The organism is Bradyrhizobium sp. SK17, assembly GCF_002831585.1.
In the GTDB taxonomy this organism is placed as follows: domain Bacteria; phylum Pseudomonadota; class Alphaproteobacteria; order Rhizobiales; family Xanthobacteraceae; genus Bradyrhizobium.
Genome location: NZ_CP025113.1, coordinates 6,375,613 through 6,392,114, shown reverse-complemented (window position 1 = coordinate 6,392,114; position 16,502 = coordinate 6,375,613). Strand labels below are relative to the sequence as shown.

General features: G+C 66.3%; 15 protein-coding genes and 1 pseudogene. 11 read left to right on the top strand and 5 right to left on the bottom strand.

All coding sequences use genetic code 11. The annotated features are described in order from the left end of the window. Positions 1 to 4: 4 nt before the first annotated feature. The 3 genes from hisI (at position 5) to CWS35_RS29575 (ending at position 2,903) form a co-directional block, all read left to right on the top strand. Complete coding sequence (hisI, locus tag CWS35_RS29585; RefSeq protein WP_100955104.1) at positions 5 to 433, top strand: phosphoribosyl-AMP cyclohydrolase; 429 nt, start codon at positions 5 to 7, stop codon at positions 431 to 433. Between the two features lie 118 nt (positions 434 to 551). Further along, positions 552 to 1,559: a transglycosylase SLT domain-containing protein gene (locus CWS35_RS29580; RefSeq protein ID WP_100956780.1), complete on the top strand. Its 1,008-nt coding sequence runs from the start codon at positions 552 to 554 to the stop codon at positions 1,557 to 1,559. A gap of 162 nt (positions 1,560 to 1,721) precedes the next feature. Continuing rightward, positions 1,722 to 2,903 (top strand): DUF2336 domain-containing protein, encoded by a 1,182-nt coding sequence (locus tag CWS35_RS29575; protein ID WP_100955103.1) that lies wholly within the window; start codon positions 1,722 to 1,724, stop codon positions 2,901 to 2,903. Positions 2,904 to 3,294: 391 nt separating this feature from the next. Here the strand turns inward: CWS35_RS29575 and CWS35_RS29570 are convergent, their stop codons facing one another. The 3 genes from CWS35_RS29570 to CWS35_RS29560 form a co-directional block, all read right to left on the bottom strand. Next, entirely contained in the window at positions 3,295 to 3,873 is a 579-nt protein-coding gene (locus CWS35_RS29570; protein ID WP_100955102.1) for an Hpt domain-containing protein, read from the bottom strand. A 9-nt stretch (positions 3,874 to 3,882) separates the two neighbouring features. Further along, positions 3,883 to 4,428, bottom strand: a complete 546-nt coding sequence (locus CWS35_RS29565; RefSeq protein WP_024582417.1) for a response regulator — start codon at positions 4,426 to 4,428, stop codon at positions 3,883 to 3,885. 113 nt (positions 4,429 to 4,541) lie between these two features. Beyond that, complete coding sequence (locus tag CWS35_RS29560) at positions 4,542 to 5,321, bottom strand: NAD kinase (protein WP_024582416.1); 780 nt, start codon at positions 5,319 to 5,321, stop codon at positions 4,542 to 4,544. A 162-nt stretch (positions 5,322 to 5,483) separates the two neighbouring features. On the opposite strand from CWS35_RS29560, the pseudogene CWS35_RS29555 reads away from it, so the two are divergent. From CWS35_RS29555 to CWS35_RS29535, 5 genes and pseudogenes are all read left to right on the top strand, one after another. Further along, positions 5,484 to 7,075, top strand: a pseudogene (locus CWS35_RS29555) (S10 family peptidase). A 222-nt stretch (positions 7,076 to 7,297) separates the two neighbouring features. Beyond that, positions 7,298 to 7,714, top strand: coding sequence for a hypothetical protein (locus CWS35_RS29550; RefSeq protein ID WP_100955101.1), 417 nt, complete (start codon positions 7,298 to 7,300; stop codon positions 7,712 to 7,714). Positions 7,715 to 7,815: 101 nt separating this feature from the next. Continuing rightward, positions 7,816 to 8,217 carry a FixH family protein gene (locus CWS35_RS29545; RefSeq protein ID WP_100955100.1) on the top strand — a complete coding sequence of 134 codons (402 nt, stop codon included), beginning with the start codon at positions 7,816 to 7,818 and terminating at the stop codon, positions 8,215 to 8,217. Beyond that, entirely contained in the window at positions 8,214 to 9,653 is a 1,440-nt protein-coding gene (locus CWS35_RS29540) for an efflux RND transporter periplasmic adaptor subunit (protein ID WP_100955099.1), read from the top strand. The genes CWS35_RS29545 and CWS35_RS29540 overlap by 4 nt, the downstream gene beginning before the upstream one ends. Further along, positions 9,650 to 12,847: an efflux RND transporter permease subunit gene (locus CWS35_RS29535; protein ID WP_245438736.1), complete on the top strand. Its 3,198-nt coding sequence runs from the start codon at positions 9,650 to 9,652 to the stop codon at positions 12,845 to 12,847. Before CWS35_RS29540 ends, CWS35_RS29535 begins: the two co-directional genes overlap by 4 nt. Here CWS35_RS29535 and CWS35_RS40200 read toward each other — a convergent pair. Continuing rightward, positions 12,772 to 12,996 (bottom strand): GDCCVxC domain-containing (seleno)protein, encoded by a 225-nt coding sequence (locus CWS35_RS40200; protein WP_080891154.1) that lies wholly within the window; start codon positions 12,994 to 12,996, stop codon positions 12,772 to 12,774. The genes CWS35_RS29535 and CWS35_RS40200 overlap by 76 nt on opposite strands. 173 nt (positions 12,997 to 13,169) lie before the next feature. Here CWS35_RS40200 and CWS35_RS29525 point away from each other — a divergent pair, with 173 nt between their 5' ends. From CWS35_RS29525 to CWS35_RS29515, 3 genes are all read left to right on the top strand, one after another. Beyond that, positions 13,170 to 13,451 (top strand): hypothetical protein, encoded by a 282-nt coding sequence (locus CWS35_RS29525; protein ID WP_145987224.1) that lies wholly within the window; start codon positions 13,170 to 13,172, stop codon positions 13,449 to 13,451. A 124-nt stretch (positions 13,452 to 13,575) separates the two neighbouring features. Next, on the top strand, positions 13,576 to 14,799 hold the full coding sequence (locus CWS35_RS29520; RefSeq protein WP_245438735.1) for an MFS transporter: 1,224 nt from the start codon (positions 13,576 to 13,578) through the stop codon (positions 14,797 to 14,799). Positions 14,800 to 14,881: 82 nt separating this feature from the next. Then, positions 14,882 to 15,790, top strand: coding sequence for an NAD(P)-dependent oxidoreductase (locus CWS35_RS29515; RefSeq protein ID WP_100955098.1), 909 nt, complete (start codon positions 14,882 to 14,884; stop codon positions 15,788 to 15,790). A 74-nt stretch (positions 15,791 to 15,864) separates the two neighbouring features. On the opposite strand, the gene CWS35_RS29510 is transcribed toward CWS35_RS29515, so the two are convergent. Continuing rightward, on the bottom strand, positions 15,865 to 16,410 hold the full coding sequence (locus CWS35_RS29510) for a lipopolysaccharide assembly protein LapB (RefSeq protein WP_100955097.1): 546 nt from the start codon (positions 16,408 to 16,410) through the stop codon (positions 15,865 to 15,867). Positions 16,411 to 16,502: the final 92 nt, after the last annotated feature.

Sequence of the window (16,502 nt, the reverse complement as noted above, 5' to 3'; positions counted from 1 at the left end):
TGCCGTGTCCGCATCGACCCACGATCACGACCGCGAAGAGGGGCTCGGCTTCGAGCCCAAATTCGACGCGGCAGGTCTCGTGACCTGCGTCGCGACCGATGTCGCGACCGGCGACGTGCTGATGGTCGCGCATATGAACGACGAAGCCCTGCGCAAGACGATCGCGACCGGCGAAGCCTGGTATTTCAGCCGTTCGCGCAATGCGCTGTGGCGCAAGGGCGAGAGCTCGGGCCAGACCCAGCGCGTGGTCGAGATCCGGACGGATTGCGACCAGGACGCGGTGTGGATCAAGGTCGAGCAGATCGGCGCCGCCTGCCACACCGGACGTCGCTCCTGCTTCTACCGGGCGGTGAAGGGCGAGGGCGGCGACGTCAGCCTGTCCTTCGTCGATGCCGAGCGGCTGTTCGATCCGGCGCAGGTCTATCGCAAGTAGCGCAGTCCAGGCCGGCTTCCTCCCCGACGGGGCGCTCTTAACGTGCCATTAACCATAATTGCGGCAGGTTGACAGGACTTGGGTGCCGATTGCCGGCGCCCGGCAAGGCACCGGATCGATGGCGGTCGACCTCTTCAATGCCACGGCTGCGACAGGTGTCGATCCCTCGCGTCTGCAAGTCGCGAGCTCGATCAAGCAGGCGGCCGCGACCACCGGCACGAGCTTCGAATATCTGCTCACGACCGCGAAGATGGAATCCAATTTCAATCCGCGGGCCGGCGCCACGACATCGTCGGCGCATGGGCTCTATCAATTCATCGACCAGACCTGGCTCGGCACCGTCAAGGAGGCCGGCAGCCAGCTCGGCTACGGCCAGTACGCCAACGCCATCACCAAGAATTCCGACGGCAGCTATTCGGTCAGCGATCCCACCGCGCGCAACGCGATCATGAAGCTGCGCGACGATCCCGATGCCGCGTCGTCGATGGCGGCGGTGCTGACGCAATCCAACAGCTTCAAGCTCACCGGAACGCTCGGCCGTCGCCCGACCGATGCCGAGCTCTACATGGCCCATTTCATGGGGGTCGGCGGCGCCGGCAAGCTGATCTCGGGTGCCGAGGACAGTCCGAGCGCCAACGCGGCCGCGATGTTTCCGAAGGCGGCGGCCGCCAACCAGTCGATCTTCTACGACAAGTCGGGCAATGCGCGCAGCGTCAGCCAGGTCTATTCGGTGCTGACCACGCGCTATGCCGCGGCAGCGAATTCCAAGGATACCCGCACTGCCTTTGCCGCGGCGGGCGGCGACACCATGAGTCCCTACGCGATCGCGAGCGCTGTGCCGACACCGGCGCTGACCATGGACACCGCGTCCTATCTCTCGACTTTCCCGGACGCCCGCGCGGCCACGTCGGCAGGAACGACCTCCGCCGTCGCCTCGGCCCAGCCGGCGCCGGCCTTCCGCTCGCTCTATCAGGGTGGCGACCGCCCGCAACCGATCTCGCCGACGGTGCAGGAACTGTGGGGCAGCTCCTCTGCGCTGACCACGTCGGCGACGCCGAAGGTCCGCGCGCCCGGCCGGCTCGACCTGTTCAGCGATCCCAACGGGACCTACAGCAGCAGCAGCTAGCACCCGGCGCTCTGCGGGGACCACTGCGCGTCCTGGCCGCATTAACGAAACGGCAATAATCCCAAACGTTTATGGTGAACCCTTTGTTAAGCGTCATGGTTTATTTTTCCTTGTAGTGGCGTCGTATGTCGATGCCGTTACGTTGCGTAAGCCGGCAGGACCATGATCGTTCGGCAGTTCATTAGTTGGATTAGGACCGCTCCGGCAGGCGAGCGGGCAGAGGCGACGCGGGCGCTGGCCCGGGCGTGGCTGATTTCAGATCTCACCGAGGACGACCGGATCGCGGCCGAAGGCGCGCTGCTGATGCTGCTCGACGACCCGTCGCCGCTGGTGCGGCAGGCGATGGCCGAGGTGTTTGCGCACAGTGCCGAGGCGCCGGCCACGATCGTGCAGGCGCTGGCCGCGGACCAGCCGGCGATCGCGCTGCCGCTGCTGGAACATTCGCCGCTCTTGATCGACGCTGACCTTGTCGACATCGTCGCGACCGGCTGCGACGAGATGCAGTGCGCGATCGCACGCCGCGTCGACCTGCCGGCGTCCGTTGCCGCCGCGATCGCCGAGGTCGGCTCGGCCGCGGCCGCGCTCGAACTGATCGAGAATCCCTATGCCGGGCTCGCGGCGTTCTCCTGGGACCGCATCGTCGAGCGTCACGGCCATCTGGCGGCGATCCGGGAATCGATGCTGGCGCTGGAGGATTTGCCGTCGGCGACGCGGCTGGCGCTGGTCGCAAAGCTCTCCGACACACTGGCGCAATTCGTCGTGGCGCGAAATTGGCTCGGCACCGACCGCGCCGAGCGGATCGCCGGCGAGGCGAAAGAGCGCTCCACGGTGAACATCGCCGCACGTGCGTTCGGCGACGACATGCAGAACCTGATCGCGCATCTGCGCGCCACCGGCCAGCTCACCGCCGGACTGATCCTGCGCGCGCTGCTGTCGGGCAATCTCGATCTGTTTGGAGCGGCGCTCGCCGAATTGTCCGGCTTGCCCTATGGCCGCGTCTCCGCGCTGCTCAACGATCGCGGCGGCAACGGCCTGTCGGCGCTGCTGCGGCGCGCCGGCCTGCCGGAATCGACCTATGCGGCGTTCCGCGTCGCGCTCGAGGCCAGCCACGAGGTCGGCTATGTCGACAGCGGCGACGGTGCGGCGCGGCTGCATCGCCGCATGGTCGAGCGCGTGCTGACGCATTGCGAGACCGATCACACGGCGGCCGAGCCGCTCTTGATCCTGCTGCGGCGCTTCGCGACCGAATCGGCACGCGAGGACGCGCGGATGTTCTGCGAGGAGCTCGCCGCCGAAGACGCGCTCGCGGCATTGCCCTACGAGGACGACCTCGTCGCGGCCTGAAGCATGGTTCGGAAAAGTGCGAAGCAGTTTTCCGAGAAGATCATGCGCAAACAGGAAGCTAAAGCGAGATGAGTTTTTGTTGAATCGGTTTTGCGCGGTCTCGGTTCACCTCTCCCCGCTGGGGAGAGGTCGGATTGCGCATGGCGATGCGAAGCATCGTCCAGTGCAATCCGGGTGAGGGCTCTTGCTCTCTCGATAAACCGTAACCCCTCACCCGATTTGCTGCGCAAATCGACCTCTCCCAAAGGAGAGGTGAACCTTCGATGCCGTTCCAGTTCAACCTAATCTCATCAGGCTTTAGAGCGAGATGACGGTTCAACCTCATCTCGTCTCGCTTCAGACGGGCCGCGTTTCCGGCAATTGATGATGAAGTCGTGGCCGTTCGGCGCGCTTATTCGCCCGGCACGATGCTCGGCGCCAGGATCGCCTCGAGATGCTCGGGGCGGTCGCGGTTGGCGTGGGTCAGGAATTCGTCGGCGATGCCGCGGAGCTGCTTGCTCAGCACGCCGGCGACGACGGCGGTGTCGAGCTTGGTGCGGTTGCGCACGATCGCCTGCACGGCGTTGATGTGATGGGCGATCAGTTGGGCCGGCACCGCGGCGAGATCCGGCGCGTGCTCGATGATGCGGCACAGGCTCTCGGCGGCTGCGGCCGCCGACGGATAGCCGAATGTCGCGGCGTCGCCCTTGATGTCGTGCGCCGCCCGGAACAGTTCCTCGCGGGTCTTGTTATTGAAGCCCTCGCGCAGCACCGTGGCGTACGCGGCGGAAAGGCGGTCGGCCTCGATCGTCATCCACTCCTTGAACTCGCCCGACAGCCCGGCGAGCGCCTTTTCGGCGCGGCCGACCGGATCGTCGAGATCGCTCTCTGGCACGCGCAACAGCATCTTGCGCAGCGGGTTCGGCTGCGTGATCACATGGTGGGTGCCGAAGCTCTGGACCTCGATGGTCCCGGGTTTGTCTTTCGCCATGGCGATGTCCTAGATGGTCGAGCGCGCCTTCTCGAGCAGCGACGGCTGTTGCAACACCTCGACCTCGCCGCTGCCGCGGCGCTCGGGGCCGATATAGGTGTTGGTGGTGTTGCGGCGGCGGTCGGGGCCGAAATAAGTCTTGGTCTTGATGAACGGGCGCGGATTGGCGACCACGTTCATGATGCGCTGGTAGAGGCCCTTGGCCGAGATCGGCTTGGCCAGGAATTCGGTGACGCCGGCATCGCGCGCCACGGTGACGCGTCGCTTCTCGGAATGGCCGGTCAGCATGATGATCGGGGCGTAGGGATTGCCCTTGGATTCCGGCTGCCGGATCATCTGCGCGAGCTCGAGCCCGTCGAAGATCGGCATCGACCAGTCGGTGATGACGATGTCGGGCACGTAATGCGTATACATTTCGAGCGCGGTGGCGCCGTCCTCGGCTTCATAGACTTCGCGTGCGCCGAACGAATGCAACAGCGTCCGCAGGATGCGGCGCATGTGCGGATTGTCGTCGCAAATCAGAAATCGCAGCTTGTTGAAATCGATGCGATACATGGTCCGGTCCCGAAAGGGCATACCGGGCCAACGCGGTATTACCCGACGTTAACCATATCCTCCCCAGGGTTAATGATTGGTTGCCGGCAAGGGGAGCAAGGAACGCGTCGCCGTCAGTAGCCGAACTGCTCGCGCAGGATGCGCTCCTCGAGCGAGTGGCCGGGGTCGAACAGCATCCGCATCGCGATCGTCTTGTCGGACAGCACCTCGACGCGGCGGACGTCGCGGACCTCGTCGTGGTCGGCGACCGCGGCGACCGGGCGCTTGTCGCCCTCGATCACCTCGATCACAACGAAGGCGGAGTTGGGCAGCAGCGCACCGCGCCAGCGCCGCGGCCGGAATGCGCTGATCGGGGTCAGTGCCAAGAGCGCGGCGTTGATCGGCAGGATCGGGCCCTGGGCGGAGAGGTTATAGGCGGTCGATCCGGCCGGCGTCGCCACCAGGATGCCGTCGGCCATCAGCTCCGCCATCCGCTCATGCTCGTCGATCAGGATGCGCAGCTTGGCGACCTGGTAGGTCTGCCGGAACAGCGCGACCTCGTTGATGGCGTGATGCAGATGCACGGTGCCGTGGATGTCGGTGGCGCGCATCAAGAGCGGATTGATCAGCGACTCCCGCGCGGCGGCGAGCCGGGTGCGCAGATCATGCGTCGAATACTCGTTCATCAGGAAGCCGACGGTGCCACGATGCATGCCGTAGATCGGCTTTCCCGTGCGCATGTTGGCGTGCAGCGTTTGCAGCATCAATCCGTCGCCGCCGAGCGCGACCACGACGTCGGCATCGCCGGCCTGATGGTTGCCGTACATCGCCGAAAGCTGCTCGAGCGCCGATTGCGCTTCTGCGCTGGCGCTGGCGACGAAGGCGATCTTGTCATACCGCTTGGAGCTGGCCATCGCTCACGAACTCGTTTGGCACGGACTACGCCGCGCTCGTCTATACATCCCGGGCGGCCTTGTCGAGATGGTCCGGGAACGGACCGGATGCCTTGCCGGTGTCGCCAAGCTATCGCAGTTTGATGATGGTATGCGTAAAGGTCGGCCCAGGGAGTGAATGACATGGCTAACGGTTTTGCGACACGGTGCGCGGCTGCGTTGCTGATGGCCTGCCTTGCGACCGCGGCGCGGGCCGACGACGAGACCCCGCAGCCGCAGCCGTCGCCGAGCGCACAGGCGCCGGGCGGTCAGAACCCGAGCGGCCAGAAGGGCCGGGCAGGGCGCGGCGAGGGGGCGGTCCCGCTGCCAACGCCGCCGGCAACGCATCGGCGCCCGAGCAACATCGCCTGCCGCCCGACTCCACCACGAAACAATCAGTGGCGCTGCCGGGGCGCACATTGGCCTTCAGCGCGACCGCGGGCTCGATCCGCGTGTTCGACGACAAGGGCGAGCCGCTCGCCGATATCGCCTACACGTCCTACCAGCTCGACGGCGCCGAGAAGGCCAACCGACCGGTGACGTTCCTGTTCAACGGCGGGCCGGGCTCGGCGTCGGCCTGGCTGCAATTCGGCAATGTCGGGCCGTGGCGGCTGCCGTTCGATGGCGACGGCGCGGTGTCCTCGGCCTCGCCCGAGTTGCAGCCGAATGCCGACACCTGGCTCGACTTCACCGATCTGGTGTTCATCGATCCGGTCGGCACCGGCTACAGCCGCTTCGTCACCAGCTCCGAGGATGCGCGCAAGCGCTTCTTCACGGTCGACGGCGACGCCAATTCGGTCGCGCTGGTGATCCGCCGCTGGCTGGAGAAATTCGACCGGCTGACCTCGCCGAAATACGTCGTCGGCGAGAGCTATGGCGGCATCCGCGGGCCCAAGGTGGTGCGCAATCTGCAAATGCAGCAGGGCGTCGGCCCGCGCGGCCTGATCCTGATCTCGCCGGTGCTGGATTTCCGCGAATATACCGGCTCGAGCCTCCTGCAATATGTCGCGAGCCTGCCGACCATGACGGCGGTGGCGCGGCAGGCCAAGGGACCGGTCAAGCGCGAGGATCTCGCCGACGTCGAGCGCTATGCGTCCGGCGATTTCCTGCTCGATCTGGTCAAGGGTCAGGCCGACAGCGAAGCCACCACGCGGCTGGCCGACAAGGTCGCCAGCCTGACCGGCATCGATCAGGCGATCAGCCGCAGGCTTGCCGGCCGTTTCGACATCGGCGAATTCCGCCGCGAGTTCGACCGCAAGAACGGCAAGGTGACCGGCCGCTACGACGCTTCGGTCGAAGGGTTCGATCCCTATCCGGACTCCAGCTACTTCCACTTCAACGATCCGTCGGGCGATCCCCTGATGGCGCCGCTGACCAGCGCCGCGGTCGATCTCACCACCCGCAAGCTGAACTGGCGGCCCGACGGCTCCTATCAATTGCTCAGCGAAAGCGTGAACAAGGCGTGGGAGTTCGGTCACGGCATCAATCCGACCGAGTCGGTGACGCAGCTGCGCCAGATGCTCGCGCTCGATCCGAAGCTGAAGCTCCTGATCGGCCACGGCCTGTTCGATCTCGCCACGCCATACTTCGCCTCCAAGATCATTCTCGACCAGCTGCCGGCGTTTGCCGGTCCGAGCCGCACCAGGCTCGTGGTCTATCCCGGCGGCCACATGTTCTACTCCCGCGACGGCTCGCGCCAGGCGTTCCGCAAGGAGGTCGAGGCGCTGATGAAGTGAGGGGGATGGGTGGCGTGGGACTGCGTCGCGTGCGGCAAATGTTGTCGTCGTCCTAGCTTACGCCAGGACGACGTCAAAGGATGGTTCTAAGCTCAAGATACCAGATGCGCGGTGTCATCATCTGCGCGTTCGGGTCTTGCACGCCTTTGGACGATGCGCAGCTGGCGCGATCGTGAAGTTGCGCGGATTTGCAGGTTCCGCTGATCCGTGCGACAAGCGGGCATGCATCTGAGGCGGATCGCCAATCTCTGGGTACTGCTGCTTGTCGCGACCGGGCTGTTGCTCGCGCCCGTGGCGCCGGCATTCGCCCGGATGATGCCGGATGCGCAGGTTGCCGCGACACAGGCGATGACTGACCATCAGGCCATGTCGGGTCATGCGATGCCCGACGGAGCCATCTCGGCGCAGGCGATGGCGGACGGCATGCCGTGCTGTCCGGACCAGACCAAGAGCAAGGGCTGCGACGATTGTCCGTTCCTTGCGTTGTGCATGCTGAGTGTCTCGCTACCGCTTCCTGCCGGGGCCGCCTCGCTGATCGCGCGTGATCCGTCGCAGAACGCCTTTGCGGCGGGCGACGACCGTCTGCTTGACGGGCTTGGCGCCAAGCCTCCGGATCAGCCACCTCGATCCAACGTCTGACGGGCGCTTGCAGCGCCTGATCGCTGACGCGTGCGCCTGACGGTGCGCGCGCCTTGCATGCCGTTCACGCGGTTCATCAGACCTATCGAGGATCATCACCCATGAAGTCTCTCCACCTCGCGCGCGCCGCTGCGGCCGCGCTGATCGGCGTTGCCCTGGCCCACGCGCCCGCTCATGCCGAGATCAAGAACTACGAATTCCAGCTCGTGCAGCCGACCGTCAAGGCCGGGGCCGATCGTGTCGTTACGGTACGGCTGCTCGACAAGAGCACCGGAAAATCCGTTCCAGATGCGATCATCTTCTCGACCCGGCTCGACATGGCGCCCGACGGCATGCAGGAGATGGCCACCAAGGTGACGCCGATGCCGTCGACCGAACCCGGCACCTACCGGCTCAAGGCGACCTTCGGCATGGCCGGCCGCTGGCAATTATCGCTCGGCGCCAAGGTGCAGGGCGAGACCGGCTCGGTTGAAAACAAGCTCGTCGTCACGGCCGAGCAATGAGGCGTCTCGTTTGGGCCGGTGCTGCCGCTGCGATCGTCGCAGCGGCCGGCGTCGCATGGAACCTTCGCGGTTTGCCGCCGCGCCTCGCGATCACTGCCATCGTCTCCGCTGCGCGCGCAGCAGAGAGTGCTGCGCCGATCTATTACCGCGATCCCGACGGCAAGCCGCTCTACTCGGCGACGCCGAAGCAGACGCCCGACGGGCGCGACTACTTGCCGGTTTTTCCCGAGGCTGACGCGCATTCGGGCGAGCCCGCGCAGCCGAAAGCTGCGGCCGCGCCCAGCGATCGCAAGGTCAAATATTATCGCAACCCGATGGGACTTGCCGACACCTCGCCGGTGCCGAAGAAGGATTCCATGGGGATGGACTACATCCCGGTCTATGACGGCGAGGACAGCGACGATGGTTCGATCACGCTGTCGCCCGGCAAGGTCCAGCGCACCGGCGTCAAGTCGGAGCCGGCCGAGATGCGGCGCATCCGTACCCTGGTCGGCGCGCCCGGCACGATCCAGCTCGACGAACGGCGCGTCTCGGTGATCGCGATGCGCGCCGAGAGCTATGTGCAGAAGGTGGCCGACGTCACCACCGGCAGCCGGGTGACCAAGGGGCAGCCGCTGATGGAGGTCTATAGCCCGGCGATATCGTCCGCCGCGGCCGAATATGTCGCGACCATCACGTCGAAGGCGACCGCAGGTATCGAGCCTTACGGACGAGGCTCCAAGCAGCGGTTGACCAATCTCGACGTCCCCGAGGCCGTCATTGCCGAGATGGAGAAGAGCCGCACGGTGCCGATCGCAATTCCGTGGTCGTCGCCGCGCGACGGCATCGTGTTGCAGCGCGCTGCGATCGAGGGCATGCGTGCGCAGCCAGGTGACGTGCTGTTCCGGATCGCCGACGTCTCCGTCGTGTGGGCGCTGCTCGACGTCGCCGAGCGCGACCTCGGCAACATCGTGGTCGGGCAGCAGGTCATGGTGCGGGCGCGCAGCTATCCCGGCCGTGCGTTCGCGGGGAAGATCAGCATGATCTATCCGCAGGTCAACAAGGAGACGCGCACCGCGCGGGTGCGGATCGAATTGGAGAACGCCGATCTCGCGCTGCTTCCGGACATGTATGTCGATGCCGAGATCGACACCGGCAGCGCGGCGCCGGTGCTGACGGTTGCCGATAATTCCATCCTCGACACCGGCAGCCGGCAGACCGTGCTGCTTGACCGCGGCAACGGGCGGTTCGAGCCGCGCGAGGTCAAGCTCGGCCGGCGCGGCGACGGCTATGTCGAGATCCGCGACGGTGTTGCCGAGGGCGACGCAGTGGTGACCTCGGCGACCTTCCTGATCGATGCCGAAAGCAATCTGAAGGCCGCGATCAAGGGCTTTGCCGAGGCCGGCGGCAAGCAGGCGGCGGGCGGAAGCGAGATGATGGATGGAGGCAGGCCATGATCGCCCGCGTCATCACCTGGTCGGCGCGCAATCTGCTGCTGGTGCTGTTCGGCACCGGCTTCGCGGCGGCCGCGGGGCTCTATGCGCTGCTGCATTTGCCGCTCGATGCCATCCCCGATCTCTCGGACACCCAGGTCATCGTCTACACCGAATATCCGGGGCAAGCACCGCAGGTGATCGAGGACCAGGTCACCTATCCCCTGACCACGGCGATGCTGACGGTGCCGAAATCCAAGGTCGTGCGCGGCTTCTCGTTCTTTGGCGTGTCGTTCGTCTACGTCATCTTCGAGGACGGCACGGACCTCTACTGGGCGCGCTCGCGCGTGCTCGAATTCCTCAACGGCGCGGCGTCGCGGCTGCCGGCCGGGGTGTCGCCGACCATCGGCCCCGATGCGACCGGGGTCGGCTGGGTCTACCAATATTCCGTGATGTCGAAGCAGCTCAATCTCGCCGACACCCGCACGATCCAGGACTGGAACCTGAAGTTCGCGCTGGCCAAGGCGGAGGGCGTCGCCGAGGTCGCAAGCGTCGGCGGCTTCGTCAAGCAGTACAACGTGGTCCTCGACCCGCAGCGGATGCGCGACCGCGGCATCACCATGCAGCGGATGCGCGATGCGATCCGCGCCAGCAACGCCGATGTCGGCGGCCGCACCGTCGAGCTGTCCGAATTCGAGTACGTTATTCGCGGCAAGGGCTATCTCAGGGACATCAACGACCTCGGCAATGTCGTGCTGAAGACCGACAACGGCACGCCGGTGCTGCTGCGCGACGTCGCCCGCGTCGAGCTTGGTCCGGACGAGCGGCGCGGCATCGCCGAACTGAACGGCGAGGGCGAGGTGGCCAGCGGCATCGTGCTGCAACGCTTCGGCGTGAACGCGCTCGACGTGATCGAGAACGTCAAGAAGCGATTCAAGGAGATCGCGACCAGCCTGCCGAAATCGGTCGAGATCGTGCCGGTCTATGACCGCTCCAACCTGATCTATGCGGCGATCGACACGCTGAAGCGCACGCTGCTCGAGGAGAGCGTGGTGGTCGCACTGGTGTGCATCGTGTTCCTGCTGCATGTCCGCAGCGCGCTGGTGGCGATCCTGATGCTGCCGGTCGGCGTGCTGATGGCATTCGGCGCGATGAAGCTGCTCGGAATCGGCTCCAACATCATGAGCCTCGGCGGCATCGCGATCGCGATCGGCGCCATGATCGACGCCGCGATCGTGATGATCGAGAACGCGCACAAGCATCTGGAGCGCGCCAAGCCCGGCCAGTCGCGGGTGTCGATCCTGATCGAGGCCGCGGCCGAAGTCGGGCCGGCGCTGTTCTTCAGCCTGCTGATCATCACCGTGTCGTTCATGCCGATCTTCACGCTGGAATCGCAGGAAGGCCGGCTGTTCTCGCCGCTCGCCTTCACCAAGACGTTTGCGATGGCGGCGGCCGCGCTGCTGTCGGTGACGCTGGTGCCGGCGCTGATGGTGATCTTCGTCCGTGGCAGGATCATCCCCGAGCACAAGAATCCGATCAACCGCTTCCTGATCTGGATCTACCGTCCGGTCATCAACGGCGTGTTGCGGGCCAAGACGCTGGTGATCCTGCTGGCGCTCGGCGCGCTCGCGGTCTCGATCTGGCCGGCGCGGCAGCTCGGCACCGAGTTCATGCCCGATCTCAACGAGGGCACGCTGCTCTATATGCCGACCACGCTGCCGGGCATCTCGGTGACCAAGGCATCCGAACTAATGCAGATGCAGAACCGCATCATCAAAAGCTTTCCGGAGGTCGCCTCGGTCTATGGCAAGGCCGGGCGCGCCGCGACCGCGACCGATCCGGCACCGTCCGAGATGTTCGAGACCATCGTCAACCTCAGGCCGAAGCAAGAATGGCGCAAGGGCCTCACCCTCGACGGCCTGATCGCCGAGATGGACAAGGCGTTGCAATTCCCCGGCGTCTCCAATGCCTGGACCATGCCGATCAAGGCGCGCATCGACATGCTTTCGACCGGTATCCGCACGCCGGTCGGCGTCAAGGTGATCGGCCCCGACCTCGGCACGATCGACCAGCTCGCGCGGCAGGTCGAGCAGGTGCTCAAGACCGTGCCGGGCACCTCGTCGGCCTATGCCGAGCGCAGCCTTGGCGGCTACTATCTCGAGATCGCGCCGAACCGCGAGGCGCTGGCGCGCTACGGCATCGCGGTGCAGGACGTTCAGGACACGATCGCGACCGCGCTCGGCGGCCAGACCGTCACCACGACGGTGGAGGGGCGGCAGCGCTTCACGGTCAACATGCGCTATCCGCGCGATCTACGCGACAATCCCGGCGCAATCGCCAGCGACGTGCTGGTGTCGATGCCGGCCGGCGGTGCGGTGCCGCTTGGCGAAGTCGCTGACGTCAAGCCCGCGCGCGGGCCGAGCTCGATCCGCACCGAGAACGGGCAGCTTGCGACCTACATCTATGTCGACATCCGTGAGCGCGACCTCGGCGGCTACGTCGCGGATGCGCAGCGCGCGGTGCAGGCCGCTGTCCAGTTCCCGCCCGGCACCTATGTGGTGTGGAGCGGGAGCTACGAATATCTCGAGCGCGCCGCCGCCCGACTCAAGATCGTGGTGCCGGTGACGCTCGCGATCATATTCCTGCTGCTCTACCTCAACTTCCGCTCGGTGGCGGAGACCATGATCGTGATGCTGTCGCTGCCGTTCGCGCTGGTCGGCGGCCTCTGGCTGATGTGGGCGCTCGGCTTCAACCTGTCGGTCGCGGTCGCGGTTGGCTTCATTGCGCTTGCCGGCGTTGCCGCCGAGACCGGCGTCGTGATGCTGATCTATCTCAACCATGCGCTGGACGAGGCGAGGGCGCGCTGCGCCGCCGAGGGACGGGCGGTCGGCCGCGACGATCTGCACCGCGCGATCATCGCGGGCGCGGTCGAGCGCGTCCGGCCCAAGATGATGACGGTGGTTGCGATCATGGCCGGGCTGCTGCCGATCCTGTGGAGCACCGGCACCGGCTCCGAGATCATGCAGCGCATCGCGGTGCCGATGATCGGCGGGATGATCTCGTCGACCTTGCTGACGCTGATCGTGATCCCCGCGATCTTCGCCATCGTGAAGGGCAGTGCGGTCACCGGCCGGTCAGGTTCTCATTGGCCGCTACATGCGGCATCACCGCAGCATTTTCCGTCCGCCTGGACGGGAGGGCACGGCACGGAGCCGTAGGAGCAGAACACGCAGCAATCGCCGGGCTTCGGCTTGAGGCGGATGCCGCAGCCCACGCAGTCGTAGAAGAACTGGCAGGCGTCGGTCGGCATGGTCTCGGTCTTGGCGAAGCCGCAAGCCGGGCAGGTCAGGGTGGAGATGCGTTGCATGTTGCCTAGGTAAGCCCGGATCGGGGCCCTGCCAGCGTTGCCCGATATGGTCGCTCCTTCGCGGACGGGCCCCTGCGGAAGCGGTCGTTGGGGTTAACTCTGCCGCGGCGGCGTTGGAACGCGATCGGCACTGGCGCGTTGCTGTGCATCATTCGCGCGCAGAAGGGCCCTCCATGACAGTCAACGCGGCAATACTGATGGCGGCTCTGGTGCTGTCGGGGACCGTGTTGGCGCAGAGCTCCGGTCCATCGACCGGTTCGGCCGGGGCCGGGCAGACCGCCGCCAATGTCACCACCACCGGCCAGGCGCCGAACGCCGGCAAGACGACCGGCGACAGCGGTCAGCCGGACGGGACGGCGGCGCGTGCGGGCAGGCCGGACCCGGCAACGCCCGGAAACACGGTGGGTGCGAGCCATCGGCAGAAGCCCGACCGGCGTCTCGAGCATTATCCGTAATCCCTCATTATCCGTAATCCCTGGGGATGCTGGCCGGCCTGTGCCCGGCCGGACCGCCGCAGTCATGATACCGTCACGCCAGTTCGGCTAACCCGGCCTTTTGGGTCGAAATGCGGTGGTGGGAATGACGATGGCGGACCGGGCACGGGTCCTTGGCATGGACAGGCAACTCGCCGGCGTTCTCCTCGTCCTTGCCGTCGCCCAGGTGTTCGGGTGGGGCACCCTCGGCCTGCCGGCCATCGCCGGCCACCAGATCGCGGCCGATCTGCGGATCCCGCTCCCCATGGTGTTTGCCGGCACCTCGGTTTTCTATGTGACCATGGGCCTGTGCGGGCCGCTGCTCGCCGGGCCGTTCCGGCGGGTCGGCGCGCGGCGCGTCATGATGATCGGCAGCGCCGTCGCCGCGCTCGGCTTCGTCGTGCTGGCCTGTGCCCGCGAGGTGGTGTTGTACTTCACCGCCTGGGCGATCCTCGGCGCCGCCGGCAGCGCGGCGCTGAGCACGGCCGCCTACATCATGCTGAACGAGGTGGCCGGGCGGAACGCGAAGGGCGCGATCGGCGCGCTGATGCTGGTCACCGGATTGTCCAGCAGCATCTTCTGGCCGACGACAGGGTTTCTCACCGCGGCGATCGGCTGGCACGGCACCTGTCTGGTCTATGCCGCGACGATGATTTTGGTCTGCCTGCCGCTCTACACGTTCGGGCTGCCGCGCCGTGCGGTCGATGACGCCGAAGCCGCGCCGTCATCGCACCGGTCGGCCGCGCCGCCGCCGGCCAGAAGCACGTTTTTCCTTGTGGTCGCGGCGATCGCGCTGAACGCGTTCGTCAGCTTCGGCTTCAGTGCGGTACTGGTGGAACTTCTGAAGGCGCAGGGATTGTCGGCGCCGGAGGCGATCGCGTTCGGCTCGATGCTCGGCATCGTGCAGGTCTCGGCGCGCGCGATCGATTTCCTCGGCGGCGGCCGCTGGGACGGTATCAGCACGGGACTGGTCGCCGGCGCACTGCTGCCGGTCGCGATGCTGATTCTGATCGCCGGCCACGGCAGCCACTGGGCGATTGCGGCCTTCATCCTGATCTACGGTCTCGGCAGCGGCGCGCTCGCGGTTGCGCGCGCGACCATCCCGCTGGCGTTCTACGACAAGAGCGAATTCGCCAAGGCCTCGTCCCATATCGCGCTGCCGTTGAACCTGATCTCGGCGGCGTCGCCGCCGACGCTCGCCTATCTGCTGACACGGTTCGGCGGCAACGCCGTGCTCGAGCTCGCGATCGCCTGCTCGGTCTGCGCCCTGGTGCTGCTCGCCATCCTCGGCCGCCGCCGGCCGGTGTTCGAGATCACCGCGACCTCATGACGGTGTGGCGATTCGTGGGAAGGTGTCGGGCATGGTTCTTGCTTCGCACCGGCTGAGCGATCGCGTGACGCGTGGGGTTGCCATGACCCAAAAGACAATCGGCTTTGTCGGCTTCGGAGAAGCGGCCCGGTGCTTCGCGGCACATCTGGCGGGGAAGGGTGTTCCACCACCGCTGGTGTTTTGCGAGGGAACGACCAATCGTCCACCGTATTCGGAAGCGTTCCGGAGTATCGCCGCCGCGCACGGCGTCGAGCTGGTGGACAGCCTGCGCGAGCTGATGACGCGCGCCGACATAGTGTTCTCCGCGGTCGTGGTCGCGACCGCCATGCCGGTCGGCCAATCGATTGCCGCGTTGGTCCGGCCGGGGATGCTGGTGATCGACATCAACGCCTCGACGCCCAAGGCCAAGCGGCTGACAGCGGATGCCGTGCTGGCCAACGGCGGTGCCTTCGTCGACGCCAACCTGATGGGCGCGGTCAGCATCTATGGCGCGGCGGTGCCGCTATACTGCTCGGGCGATGGCGCCGAGCGCTTCGCCGGTTTGTTTGCGCCGCTCGGCTTTGCGATCGAGCACGCCGGCCCCGACGCGGGCACCGCAGCCGCGGTGAAGATGCTTCGCAGCGTGGTGACCAAGGGCATGGAGGCGCTGATCGTCGAGGCGCTCACCGCCGCCTCGCTGGCGGGCGTGCGCGGCGAGGCGCTGCGCGGCATCTGCGAGCCGATGGATGCGACGCGCTACAGCAAATTCGTCGACATGTGCGTGCGCACCGATGTGCTGCACGCCGAGCGACGCGCGGTCGAAATGGACGGCGTTGCGGAGGGGCTGCGCGAGATCGGCTTGCAGCCGATCATGACCGAGGCCACCGCCGCACGGCTCAGGACGTCGGCGCGGCTCGGCCTGCGTGATGAATTCGCGGCGCGTCCGGCCTACAGTGCCGACGACGTGCTCGATGCCTATGCGGCACGGACCGCCGGGTTGCAGCGCCCGTAGCCGCTGCGCTCGCCAGCAAAAAAGCCGGCGCGGTCGTGACGACCAGCGCCGGCTCATGCGTCAGAGCGTTGGGCTCAGTAGGCCAGCCCGGTGCCGGGCGGCTTCTCAAGCGCGGCGGCGAGCGAGCGGTATTCCTCGCTGTTGGTGCCGGCGAGCTGGGCGATGCGGTTGAGATGGTATTGCGCCTGGTCGCGGTTGCCCTGCTCGACCTGCCAGAGGCCGTAATACTGCCAGGTCCGCACATGGGCCGGGTCAGCCTTCAGCGCGCGCTCGTACCAGATCTGCGAGACCTTGTAGTCGCCGAGCTTGCGATAGGAGTAGCCGATCAAATTGGCGACGTCGGCACGGTCGTCCTGGCCGAGCGCCTTGAGCTGCTCGATCGCGGCGGCATAGTCGTGCTTGTCGTAGATCGTGGCGTAGGCGGCGTGATAGCCGGCCAGGAACTTTTGATCGTCGATCGCGGAGCTCTTGTCCTTCTTGGTCGACTTCTTGCCCTTGCCGCTGTCGGAGGCCGGCGGCGAGGGATTGTCGCTGCCCGCGGCGTAGGCCGAGATCACCGGCCCGGCGACAAGCGTCATCGAGAGCACTGCGAGGCCCACAAACTTTGTCGTCTTGCTCATTCCTGGTTGCTCCTGATCGTTCCTGATCGTGCTCGGCAATCGTACACCCAAGCCTGCTGACTTGAACACCCGGGGGTGCAGAACATTCCCGG

Bases quoted from the DNA above. Each gene is read 5' to 3' on its own strand.
- CWS35_RS29545 (WP_100955100.1), top strand. From the start codon at position 7,816: ATGAAGTCTCTCCACCTCGCGCGCGCCGCTGCGGCCGCGCTGATCGGC.
- CWS35_RS29535 (WP_245438736.1), top strand. From the start codon at position 9,650: ATGATCGCCCGCGTCATCACCTGGTCGGCGCGCAATCTGCTGCTGGTG.
- CWS35_RS29560 (WP_024582416.1), bottom strand. From the start codon at position 5,321: ATGGCCAGCTCCAAGCGGTATGACAAGATCGCCTTCGTCGCCAGCGCC.
- CWS35_RS40200 (WP_080891154.1), bottom strand. From the start codon at position 12,996: ATGCAACGCATCTCCACCCTGACCTGCCCGGCTTGCGGCTTCGCCAAG.
- CWS35_RS29510 (WP_100955097.1), bottom strand. From the start codon at position 16,410: ATGAGCAAGACGACAAAGTTTGTGGGCCTCGCAGTGCTCTCGATGACG.
- CWS35_RS29570 (WP_100955102.1), bottom strand. From the start codon at position 3,873: ATGGCGAAAGACAAACCCGGGACCATCGAGGTCCAGAGCTTCGGCACC.
- CWS35_RS29550 (WP_100955101.1), top strand. From the start codon at position 7,298: ATGCATCTGAGGCGGATCGCCAATCTCTGGGTACTGCTGCTTGTCGCG.
- CWS35_RS29525 (WP_145987224.1), top strand. From the start codon at position 13,170: ATGACAGTCAACGCGGCAATACTGATGGCGGCTCTGGTGCTGTCGGGG.
- CWS35_RS29515 (WP_100955098.1), top strand. From the start codon at position 14,882: ATGACCCAAAAGACAATCGGCTTTGTCGGCTTCGGAGAAGCGGCCCGG.
- CWS35_RS29575 (WP_100955103.1), top strand. From the start codon at position 1,722: ATGATCGTTCGGCAGTTCATTAGTTGGATTAGGACCGCTCCGGCAGGC.
- CWS35_RS29520 (WP_245438735.1), top strand. From the start codon at position 13,576: ATGACGATGGCGGACCGGGCACGGGTCCTTGGCATGGACAGGCAACTC.
- CWS35_RS29580 (WP_100956780.1), top strand. From the start codon at position 552: ATGGCGGTCGACCTCTTCAATGCCACGGCTGCGACAGGTGTCGATCCC.
- CWS35_RS29565 (WP_024582417.1), bottom strand. From the start codon at position 4,428: ATGTATCGCATCGATTTCAACAAGCTGCGATTTCTGATTTGCGACGAC.
- CWS35_RS29540 (WP_100955099.1), top strand. From the start codon at position 8,214: ATGAGGCGTCTCGTTTGGGCCGGTGCTGCCGCTGCGATCGTCGCAGCG.